This is a genomic window from Stenotrophomonas sp. SMYL8 (genome assembly GCF_036320065.1).
Taxonomy (GTDB): Bacteria; Pseudomonadota; Gammaproteobacteria; order Xanthomonadales; family Xanthomonadaceae; genus Stenotrophomonas; species Stenotrophomonas maltophilia_A.
This window is the reverse complement of sequence record NZ_JAWIRR010000043.1, coordinates 20,405-30,796: the sequence shown is the minus strand read 5'-3', so window position 1 is coordinate 30,796 and position 10,392 is coordinate 20,405. Positions and strand designations below refer to the sequence as shown.

At 67.4% G+C, this 10,392-nt stretch carries 12 protein-coding genes; 4 read left to right on the top strand and 8 right to left on the bottom strand.

Features of this window, described 5'->3' with window-relative positions:
• Positions 1-204: 204 nt before the first annotated feature.
• Together V3B25_RS21140 and V3B25_RS21135 are read right to left on the bottom strand one after the other, a co-directional pair.
• A complete protein-coding gene (locus V3B25_RS21140; protein WP_329811506.1) occupies positions 205-774 on the bottom strand; it encodes a redoxin domain-containing protein in 570 nt (189 codons plus the stop codon).
• Positions 771-2,045 carry a YihY family inner membrane protein gene (locus V3B25_RS21135; protein ID WP_032130426.1) on the bottom strand — a complete coding sequence of 425 codons (1,275 nt, stop codon included), beginning with the start codon at positions 2,043-2,045 and terminating at the stop codon, positions 771-773. Before V3B25_RS21135 ends, V3B25_RS21140 begins: the two co-directional genes overlap by 4 nt.
• A 77-nt stretch (positions 2,046-2,122) precedes the next feature.
• Here V3B25_RS21135 and wrbA point away from each other — a divergent pair, with 77 nt between their 5' ends.
• The 3 genes from wrbA (at position 2,123) to V3B25_RS21120 (ending at position 3,613) form a co-directional block, all read left to right on the top strand.
• The gene (gene wrbA, locus V3B25_RS21130; RefSeq protein ID WP_012510135.1) at positions 2,123-2,716 is read left to right on the top strand and encodes an NAD(P)H:quinone oxidoreductase; all 594 of its coding nucleotides are present in this window, start codon (positions 2,123-2,125) and stop codon (positions 2,714-2,716) included.
• Positions 2,713-3,048: a DUF2069 domain-containing protein gene (locus V3B25_RS21125; RefSeq protein WP_049422884.1), complete on the top strand. Its 336-nt coding sequence runs from the start codon at positions 2,713-2,715 to the stop codon at positions 3,046-3,048. Before wrbA ends, V3B25_RS21125 begins: the two co-directional genes overlap by 4 nt.
• Before the next feature lie 79 nt (positions 3,049-3,127).
• Positions 3,128-3,613 (top strand): asparaginase domain-containing protein, encoded by a 486-nt coding sequence (locus V3B25_RS21120; protein WP_010481766.1) that lies wholly within the window; start codon positions 3,128-3,130, stop codon positions 3,611-3,613.
• Positions 3,614-3,733: 120 nt separating this feature from the next.
• Here the strand turns inward: V3B25_RS21120 and V3B25_RS21115 are convergent, their stop codons facing one another.
• From V3B25_RS21115 to sufT, 6 genes are all read right to left on the bottom strand, one after another.
• Positions 3,734-5,473, bottom strand: coding sequence for a S8 family peptidase (locus V3B25_RS21115; RefSeq protein ID WP_004144921.1), 1,740 nt, complete (start codon positions 5,471-5,473; stop codon positions 3,734-3,736).
• A 387-nt stretch (positions 5,474-5,860) separates the two neighbouring features.
• A complete protein-coding gene (locus V3B25_RS21110) occupies positions 5,861-6,874 on the bottom strand; it encodes a M23 family metallopeptidase (protein WP_154352031.1) in 1,014 nt (337 codons plus the stop codon).
• A 1-nt stretch (position 6,875) separates the two neighbouring features.
• Positions 6,876-7,211, bottom strand: a complete 336-nt coding sequence (locus tag V3B25_RS21105; RefSeq protein WP_012510131.1) for a transcriptional regulator — start codon at positions 7,209-7,211, stop codon at positions 6,876-6,878.
• On the bottom strand, positions 7,208-7,864 hold the full coding sequence (locus V3B25_RS21100; protein ID WP_049422881.1) for a hypothetical protein: 657 nt from the start codon (positions 7,862-7,864) through the stop codon (positions 7,208-7,210). The genes V3B25_RS21105 and V3B25_RS21100 overlap by 4 nt, the downstream gene beginning before the upstream one ends.
• 174 nt (positions 7,865-8,038) lie before the next feature.
• Positions 8,039-9,133, bottom strand: a complete 1,095-nt coding sequence (locus V3B25_RS21095) for a branched-chain amino acid aminotransferase (RefSeq protein ID WP_010481775.1) — start codon at positions 9,131-9,133, stop codon at positions 8,039-8,041.
• Between the two features lie 59 nt (positions 9,134-9,192).
• Positions 9,193-9,744 (bottom strand): putative Fe-S cluster assembly protein SufT, encoded by a 552-nt coding sequence (gene sufT, locus V3B25_RS21090; RefSeq protein WP_005415385.1) that lies wholly within the window; start codon positions 9,742-9,744, stop codon positions 9,193-9,195.
• A gap of 122 nt (positions 9,745-9,866) precedes the next feature.
• On the opposite strand from sufT, the gene V3B25_RS21085 reads away from it, so the two are divergent.
• A complete protein-coding gene (locus V3B25_RS21085; RefSeq protein ID WP_201118237.1) occupies positions 9,867-10,286 on the top strand; it encodes a hypothetical protein in 420 nt (139 codons plus the stop codon).
• Positions 10,287-10,392: the final 106 nt, after the last annotated feature.

Genomic DNA, 10,392 nt, shown 5'->3' with positions numbered 1-10,392 from the left:
CCCCCCCCCCCCCCCCCCCCCCCCCCCCCCCCCCCCCCCCCCCCCCCCCCCCCCCCCCCCCCCCCCCCCCCCCCCCCCCCCCCCCCCCCCCCCCCCCCCCCCCCCCCCCCCCCCGCCATCCCTCAGCAGACCCGCCGTTGCTTCAGCTCTTGCCGTTGCCCTGGCCTCTGCGGGTGCAGGGCGCAGCCCCTGCCGACCAACCCACTACTCTGCGCTGGCGATCTGCTTTTCGATGTCGGCGGCCGTCACTGGGCCGAGGAAGGTGTGCGCCAGCTTGCCCTGCGGATCCAGCAGATGCGTCAACGGCAGGCCCCGCGGCGTGGCGAAGTCCGCCGGCGGATCGAACGGGTCCACGATCACGATCGGATAGGTCACCGGGTGCTTGGTCAGGAACGACTGCATCTCCGGCACCTCGATATCCTCATAGGCCAGGCCAACCACCTCGATGTTGCTGCGCATCGCATGCAGCGCCGACAGCTCCGGCATCTCCTTGCGGCACGGGGCACACCAGGTCGCCCAGAAATTCACGATCACCCACTTGCCGCGGTGCGCGGCCAGGTCGTAGTCGCTGCCATCCACCGCCTTCATCCTCAGCGTCGGGAACTCGGCAGTGGTGCGCTCGGCCGGGGTCTCTTCGACCGGTGCCGGTGTGGTCGGCGTCGGTGCCTGTGCTGGCGGCTGGCTGCTGGCGGGGGTCGGCTCCTGGGCCGGTTTGCAGGCCGACAGCGCCAGCAACAGGGCCAGCGGGAGCAGCAACGGGGTCTTGCGGGTCATGGCATGTCTCCGGAATCGGTGTAGATATCGCTGACCTTGCGCTTGAGGCGTTCGCGCAGGGGCAGCCGCAGATCGTCCAGTGCCGCCAGCGCAGCACGGCCCAGTGTGTCGTCGCGGTATGGCAGATGCTGCTCGGCTACCGGAATGCGCAGCTGGGTACATTCGTACAGATCGGCCAGGCTGACCTGGTCCAGGTCGCGCGAGAGCAGCCATTCGCCGCGTTCATCGCGGCGCAGCAGGCCGATCTCCTGCAGATTGCAGGCCAGGTCCTGCAGCAGCGAATCGGTCAGCATCGGCTCCAGCCGCAGGATTTCATCATCGGCCAGGCCCTTGCCCTTGGCTCGGGCATGGTGGAAGCGGCCGAGCAGGCGCAGCAGGCCATAGAACTCGTAGCCCTGCGGCAGGCGCAGTTCCACCGGCTGGTAGCGGAAGGCGGCCATCGACGAGGACAGCGACGCGCCCAGCAGCACCGCCACCCAGCACAGGTAGATCCACAGCAGCAGGATCGGCACGAAGGCGACCGTGCCGTAGAGCTTCTGGTAGGACTGGAAGCTGCCCAGGTAGGCGCCGATGCCCCACTTCACCAGTTCCAGGATGACCGCCGCGAGAATCGCGCCGGGCACCGCGTGCCGCCATTTCACGGTGTGGTGCGGCACCACCCGGAACATCAGCGTGATGCAGACGAACTCGATCAGGATCGGCGCCAGCCGCAGCGCGAACTCGGCCAGCCAGCGGCCCTCCTGGGTGCCGAACAGTGGCATCGCGAACACCCGCGCCGACACCGCCAGCGAAGCGGCAGCGAGCATTGCGCCCAGGGTCAGCACGGTCCAGTAGACCAGGAAGCGGGTCAGCTTGGGCCGGGTCGAGCCGACCCGCCAGATCTGGTTGAAGGTCTCTTCAACGCTGTTGAGGGTGATCAGCAACGAGACCACCAGTGCGATGAAGCCGGCGGCGGTGAGCTGGCCGGCACTGGCCGAGAACTGCCGCAGGTAGCCCTCCGCCGCACGCGCGGCGTTGGGCACGAAGTTGGAGAAGACGTAATCGCTGAGCTGGTCACTCCAGCGGTCGAAGACAGGGAAGGCCGAGAGCACGCCGAACACCACGATGGCCAGCGGCACCAGCGCGAACACCGTGGTGTACGCCAGTGCCGCCGCTGCCTGGAACAGGCGGTCGTCGAGGAAGCGATGCCACAGGAAGCGGCCGAAACTGATGGCCCGTGCGCGATCCCGCGCGCGCTCCATCCACAGGTTGAGCGTATCCAAAGGTTCCATCGGCGAAAGGGTACCCGATGCGGAATGCTCGCAGGATAGCCATACTGGTGGCCACACGACGAGGAGAAGCGGGCACGATGGGCGAGATTCTGGTGCTGTACTACAGCCGGGGCGGTTCAGTGGCACGGCTGGCGCGCCAGATCGCGCGGGGCATCGGCGAAGTGCCGGGCATGACCGCGCGCCTGCGCACAGTGCCGCCGGTGGCCGCCGTGACCCAGACCGCACAACCTCCGGTCCCCGACGATGGTGCCCCCTACGTGAGCGTGCAGGACCTGGTCGAATGCCAGGGCCTGCTGCTTGGCAGCCCCACCCGCTTCGGCAACATGGCGGCGCCGGTCAAGCATTTCCTGGACGGGCTGGGCGCCGAATGGGTCAACGGCACTCTCTCCGGCAAGCCGGCCGGCGTGTTCACCTCCACCGCCTCGATGCATGGCGGCCAGGAATCGACCCTGCTGTCGATGCAGGTGCCGTTGCTGCACCATGGCTGCGTGATCGTCGGCATCCCGTTCACCGAACCGGCGCTGAGTCACACCACCAGTGGCGGCACGCCGTATGGCGCCAGCCACGTCGCCGGCGCCGCCGACGACCCGCAGCCGACCGACGATGAAGCCGTGCTGGCGCGCGCGCTGGGCCGCCGGGTGGCCGACATCGCGCAGCGGTTGGCCCGATGAGCGCCGCGCCGCGCACGGCCCTGCTGCTGGCCCTGATGGGGCTGGCCGCGCTGTTCGCCGGCTGGTTCATCAATGACAAGCACTGGCTGGCCACCCAGCTGGTGTTCACCGCGCCGCCGCTGGCGTTGGCCGTTGCCCTGCGACTGGGCTGGCGCAAGGCCGGTTTCTGGGCCTCGGTGCTGGCCCTGGGCTGGTTCAGCCACGGGGTGATGAGTGCCTGGAGCCACCCGGAAACACGCTGGCTGGCGCTGATCGAGATCGCGCTGGCCCTGCTGGTGATCTTCAGCGCCAGCCTCCCCGGGCTGCGCGCCCGCTTCGGCAAGCGACGCTGACGCTGCGCCCGCCGGGCCGTATCATCTGTGTTCCTGGCCCCGCGCCGCTGTACCTGTCCTGGTTTCGCGCATGCACATGATGGAAGAGCTCCTGGTCGTCACCACCGGTGGCACGATCGACAAGATCTACTTCGACGACAAGTCGGACTACCAGATCGGCGACCCCCAGATCGGCATGATCCTGCGCGAGCTGGGCGTGACGTTCCGCTTCAACGTGATTCCGATCCTGCGCAAGGATTCGCTGCACATCAACGATGAGGACCGCGAACTGATCCGCGCCACCATCGCCGCGCAGCCGACCCGCCACGTGCTGGTGACCCACGGCACCGATTCGATGGTGCAGACCGGCAAGGTGCTGGCGACGATCCCGGACAAGACCATCGTGATGACCGGCGCGCTGAGCCCGGCGCGTTTCCGCGGCTCGGATGCGGAGTTCAACATCGGCTGCGCGATCGGTGCGGTGCAGTCGCTGCCAAGCGGCGTGTACATCGCGATGAACGGGCGGATTTTCGACCCGCAGCACGTGCGCAAGAACGTGGCCGCGAACCGCTTCGAATCGGTCTGAGGAACAGCGTGCCGACCAAGGTCGGCACCTACCACGACGCGGCGGCTCGCATCACCGCGCGCCCCCATGCAAAAACGCCCCGGCCGGAGCCGGGGCGTGCCCATGGAGAGGGGCTTGGGCTCAGTACTGGGCGTTGAGAGTCAGGCCCGAGAAGGTGCTGTAGGCCTTCACCCGCACATACCACGTGCCGGCAGCCGGACTGTTGATGGTGCAGGTCTCGCTGTTGCCGCTCAGGTACGGGCGGCAGGTGTAGGCGGTATCGGTCGGGGCACTGCCCTGGCGCACGTACAGGTCGGCATCACCGCTGCCGCCACTGATCGCCACGCGCAGCTGGGTGCTGCCGGCCGGAACGTTCACGGTGTAACTCAGCGAAGCGCCGCTGGCAGCGCCGAGGCCGGTGACCGGGACGTTGTTCTGCAGCACGTTGCCACCCGGGTTCGGGCCGCCACCGTTGATCGCCGCAGCCACGGCAGCGTCGGCGTCGATGATGCCGGCGCCGCAGCCGCCCGAGCAGGCGCCCGGCAGCGGACGTGCAGTGCTCTTGATGATGCTCTCCACCTGCGCCGGGCTCAGCGGGCTCGGGGCTACGGACTGCATCAGCGCGACCACGCCGGCCACGTGCGGTGCTGCCATCGAGGTGCCGTTGTACGAAGCGTAGCTGGCGCTGCCCGGGGTGGTGGTGCCGCTGTTGAGGGTGGACAGGATGCCCTGGCCCGGTGCCGAGATATCGATGCCGTTGCCATAGTTGGAGAAGCTGGCACGCGCACCGGCCGAGGTGGTGGCCGCCACTGCGATCACGTTCGGGCAGTTGGCCGGCACCGACGAGGACACGTTGGTGTTGCTGTTGCCGGCGGCGACCACCACGGTGGTGCCACGCCCGACAGCGCCATTGATCGCGTTCTGGTAGGTGGTCGAACAGCTGCCGCCGCCGCCCAGCGAGAGGTTGATGACCTCGGCCGGATTGGCATTGGCCGGCACGCCGCTGACGCTGCCGCCGGACGCCCACACGATCGCGTCGGCAATGTCGGAGGTGTAACCGCCGCACTTGCCGAGCACGCGCACCGGCACGACCTTGGCGTTGAACGCAGTACCTGCCACGCCGGTGCTGTTGTTGGTCACCGCCGCTACCGTGCCCGCCACGTGGGTGCCGTGCCAGCTGGAGTTCGAACCCGGGTAGCCCGCCTGGCACTCGTTGTCGCCGTACCAGTCGCCCTCATCGTTCGGGTTGTTGTCGCGGCCGTTGCCGTCGCGCGCCATCGCCGCATCACTGATGAAGTCGTAGCCCGGCAGGATGTTGGCATTGAGGTCGGCGTGGTTGGTGATGCCGGTGTCGATCACCGCCACGACCACACCGGTGCCGGTGGCCTTGTCCCAGGCCGGCCGGATGTTGATGCCGGCATTGGAGGTGCCGAAGCCCCATTGCTCACTGAAGCGGGTGTCGTTCGGGGTCAGCGTGGCACGCATGATCTGGTCGACTTCAACGTATTCCACGTTCGGGTCGGCGGCCAGCTTGCGCATCAGCTGCTCGGATTCGGCCTGGTCGAGCGGACGATCGGTCTTGACCAGGGTCGGGCCGACGGCCAGCTTGCGGACCTGCTGCAGGCCCAGCGCGCGGCCCTGGCTGCTGGCCAGGCCGGCGGCGGCACTCTTCAGCGAAGAGGCCAGTGCGGTGGTGTTGGCCACCGGCGCGCTGCCGTCGCGGTACTTCACGATGAAACGCTGGTGGGTCTGTGCGGACTGCAGGCCGCTGAGCTGGACATCACCGGCCAGCGCAGGCGTGGCCAGCAGCAGCGATGACAGAACGGACGCACCAAGGACCACCCACACTCGACGCACACGCGGTTGCGTTACCTGGGACATCGTATTTCCCTTTCTTGTGGTGTGAATGCCGGAATCGGCAGAAGCACCGGCCCGAACCCTGGGCTGGCTTGCCTTGGCGAGGTTCGAAGTCCGGCGAGCCAGCGGATCCCCCTAACGATCCGCCGTGCAGATGACGCTAATGACCAAAACCGGACACCACAAGATTTTCAGCGTCTTTTCAGCAAGATGAAATGTTCGTTCTGAGACTTTTCGGGTCGAGGGTTTGTGAAGGTGAAGGAACTTTCTCCTGCCCTGCACGCACCTGACTGGGTCATCACGTGTCCTGCGATGACTTTGCCGACATCGGCGTCCACTGCTGACACCAACGACGGCGCAGCGTGCCCGCGGCGTGCCTGCCCATCGCGTCGGACGCGCTGACTACTTTGCCTACGGGAGGCGCGCCGGCCGGATCCGCTGACCTTTGACCGGCTCGCCGCGTGCAACTGGCTGGTCATCGGCCACATAACCGGAGAACTGTGCCGGGAGCGCTTCGCCGACACCGAACACGGGCCCGGCCTGCAGCTGGTAGTGCAGGTGCGGTTCGGAGGAGTTGCCGCTGTTGCCGCAGTCACCGAGGTGCGCGCCGCTGCGGACAGCCTGTCCCTGCGCCACACGCACACTGCCCTGGCGCAGGTGCGCCAGCACCGAGTACTCCTCGTTGCCGTGGTCGAGGATGACGCGGTTGCCGGTGAGCTGGGCGGCATTCGTCTGGCCCGGCACGTTGTCGGCGACACCCTCGATCACCTCCACCACCGTGCCGTCGGCGGGCGCGAGGATCGGGCGACCGAAGCAGTAGTAATCATCGTTGCGCAGGCCATCGCCACGGTGCGAGCGGCCATCGCGGACCACCAACAGATCCAGCGCGAAGCGCTGGCCGGCATGGGCCGCATGGTAGTTCTGTTCGACGGTACGCCCGCCCCAGAACACGTAGTACTCATCGTTGAACGGCAGTTGCAGCCGTGTGCGGGTCTGGTAGTCGAGGAACCCGCTCCTGGCGGCCTGCGGTGGCGTGGTCTGGAGCGGGCGGATGTAGAAACCGCCAATCCGCCCGTCGGCGTCGATGGCCCACAGCACCTGGATCAGGTCCGGGCTCCTGGCGAAGCGCGCCTGCCGCAGATAGGTGTCGAATCCATCAACCTTCTCGACCTTCTCACTGACCAGCTCGGTTTCTGCGCCCCAGCCCGCCAGCACCTGCTCGCGCAGCGCCACCAGGTTCTGCGGGGACTGCAGCCCCGCCTGCATCTGCGGCGTCATCCGTTCCCACAGTGCGTCGATGTGCCCTTCGTAGAACTGCGTGGTCAGCGCAGCTCCCTGTTGGCGAGGATCTGCAGCCGCAGCCGCGCCGATGAGGGCAGAGAAGGAAACAACCAGAACTGCAAACAGGCGCGGGAGCAATCTCATGTCAGGCGTCCTTTCGATCCGGATCGGGAATGCCGGCAACGATCGCCGCCAGCTGTGTGCGGTACTCGGCCAGGGCAGTGCGGCCCATCGGCGTCAACTGCAGGGTGGTCAGTGGGCGCTTGCCGCGGAACGACTTGTCGATGGCGACCAGTCCAGCAGCCTCCAGCTTGCTCAGATGGCTGGAGAGGTTGCCCTTGCTCAATCCGCTGAGATGTTCGACAAAGCCGAACTCGGCGGATTCGGCACCTGCCAGGATCGACAGGATCAGCAGGCGTGCCGGCTCGTGGATCAAGCGGTCGAGCTGGAGCAGCGCTCTGGAATCAGGCAGCTGGGTCATCCGACGTTCGTCCGCGCCGCCATGAACGCGCGCATCTCCACCTGCAGCCGCTGGAAGCGCTGGTGGTCACGCCAGCCGACCACGATCAGTGCGACGGATGCCAGCGGAAACACGGCCGTGCTCAGGGCGAAGCCATACGCCTGCCCGGTGAAGGCCAGCGCGGCCTGGCACAACAGGAACACGCCCACGATGAACTCCAGCGGCGTACGCAGCCAGCGCCACACCACCCAGGGCAGCAGCGCCACCACGGCCAGGTAACCGATGGCGCGCAGGTCCCAGGGCAGCTCGCCCATCGGCGCCAGCCGGGTCAGCACGCTGCCGATCACCAGCACGCTTACCAGCGCGGTGAAGGCAATGAAGAAGCGCTGGAAATTGCGCTCGACCGGCGTGACCTGCTCCTCGACCTGGCCCAGCCGCTGGTAGTAACGGCGTGCCAGCCATTGCTTGCCGACGATCCACAGCACCGGCACGGCAATCAGCACGATGCGCAGCGCCAGGGTGGTCGGCAGCAGCGCGCCGGCAAGGAACGAGGCCAGGCAGGCAATGCCGCCTGCCATCGCCGACAGGCCCCCGGCACTTCGCGAGTACCGCGAATATTCACGGGTCAGCGCCTGCAGGCGCGAGGAAGGATCAATGACGGACGGCTGCTGCATGACACGCTCCATCGGGGTCGCTTGAATTTAGTTTGCAGTGCAAACCTATTTGCGTCAAGCGCCCGTCTGCTGCGGTCGACGGGCGGGCCCACAACGCAGAAAGCCCGTCACTGGGACGGGCTTTCAAGACGAGCCGCCGGGCATGGCCCGGCGCTACCGGTTCAACGCGGGCGATCAGCCCAGCTTGACCAGCCAGTTGTGGCGGTCCGGCAGGCGGCCGTACTGGATGTCGGTCAGTTCCTTGCGCAGCGACATGGTCACTTCGCCGGCCGGTGCGTTGATGTCGCCCACCGAGAAGCCTTCGCCCTTCAGCTGGCCGATCGGGGTGACCACCGCTGCGGTGCCGCAGGCGAACACTTCGGCGATCTCGCCGGAGGCAACGCCGTCCTTCCACTCGTCGATGCTGACCTTGCGCTCTTCGACCTTCATGCCGCGGTCGCGGGCCAGCTGCAGGATGCTCTCGCGGGTGATGCCTTCGAGGATGCTGCCGGACAGCTGCGGGGTGACCAGGGTGCCGTCCTTGTAGACCAGGAACACGTTCATGCCACCCAGTTCTTCCAGGTACTTGCCCTCGACCGGGTCGAGGAACAGCACCTGCGAGCAACCCTGTGCCTGTGCCTTCTGCTGCGGCAGCAGCGAAGCCGCGTAGTTGCCACCGCACTTGGCGGCACCGGTGCCACCCTTGGCCGCACGCGCGTACTCGGTCGACAGCCAGATCGACACCGGGGCGACACCCTTGGCGAAGTACGGGCCGGCCGGGCTGGCGATGACGTAGTAGCCGGCCTTGTGCGCGCCGCGCACGCCGAGGAAGGCTTCGTCGCCGATCATGAACGGACGGAAGTACAGGCTCGACTCATCGGCCGACGGCACCCAGGCGCTGTCGACGGCGATCAGCTGCTTCAGCGATTCGACGAAGATCTCCACCGGCAGTTCCGGCAGCGCCAGGCGCTGCGCCGAACGCTGCAGGCGACGGCCGTTGGCATCCGGGCGGAAGGTCCAGATCGAACCGTCGGCATGGCGGTAGGCCTTGATGCCCTCGAAGATTTCCTGGCCGTAGTGCAGCACGGCCGCGGCCGGGTCCAGCTGCAGCGGGCCATAGGCGCGCACGTTGGCGTTGTGCCAGCCGGTGTCCTTGTCCCAGCGCACTTCCACCATGTGGTCGGTGAAGTGCAGGCCGAAACCCGGCTTCTCCAGGATCTGGGCGCGCTCTTCAGCGCTGCGCGGGTGGTCCGAACGGGTGACGGCGAAGCTGGGAATGGACTGGGACACCGGAGATTTCCTGTTCTGGTTGCGGGTAATGCCCGGCCCGCGTCACTGCGGGCCGTGGGTCAAAGCATGCCGGTCTCGAGCCGGGCCGCCTCGGACATCATGTGCTGGTTCCACGGCGGGTCGAACACCAGGTCGACGTCGGCCTCGGCCACCGTCGGAATCATTTCGAGCTTGCTGCGCACGTCGTCGACCAGGATCTCGCCCATGCCGCAGCCCGGTGCGGTCAGGGTCATCTTCACGTCGATCTCGCGCTTGCCTTCGTCCAGGTGCTTGATCTCGACCTCGTAGACCAGGCCCAGTTCGACGATGTTCACCGGAATTTCCGGATCAAAGCAGGTGCGCAGCTGCTGCCACACCAGCTGTTCCACCTGTTCATCGGTGGCGTCGGCCGGCAGCTCGAGCGGTGCCGGTGCCTCCTTGCCGATGGCGTCGCCGTCCTTGCCGGCGATGCGGAACAGGTTGCCCTCGACGAACACCGAATAACTGCCGCCCAGCGCCTGGGTGATGTACCCATAGCTGCCGGCGGGCAGGGTCACGGTGTCGCCCTGCGGGACCATCACGGCCTCGCAATCGCGTTCGAAGTGGACAGGTTCGCTGCTACGGGAATACATGGGGACCGATATGGGGCCGTGGCCAAGGCCACGCAAGACGGCATTCTAGCCCAGCCGCCCTGCCGCCGCCGGTGCACTGCGGCAAACCACAGTATCCTGTGGGTGATCTTCAGGGAGCTTCGATGTCCTCCAATGCCGCGCGTGCCAGGACCGTGACCTGGCTCTGGCCCATCATGCTGTTGCTGGGTCTGCTTGTTGCTCCCCTCGCCTGGATGATGCTGGCGCTGATGACCGGCCGGCAGGTCGGCTGGATGGCGGTACTGACCGCCCTGGAACTGGTGTTCATGCTGCGCATGGGCACGCTGGGCCCGGGCCGGCTGCGCATCGCCCTGGTCGTGCTGGGCACTCTGCTGGTGACGGCCGTGGCCAACTGGGCCATCGCCAGCGCGTGGATGGGCGGCTCGATCGGGCTGGACCTGTGGGACGCCACCCTGCGGATGGGCCCGCACCTGGCCTGGACCCTGATCACCCTCGCCAATGGCGCGATGGAATGGCTTTGGCTGGCCCTGGGCGTGGCCGTGGGCGCCTGGCTGGCGCGCTGACCCACCGGCAGGTAGTGCCGGCCGTTGGCCGGCAGAAGCGTGCGGACCAAGGTCCGCACCTACCCGATGCAACCACCACGCGTGGATTCGGTAGTGCCGGGCGCAG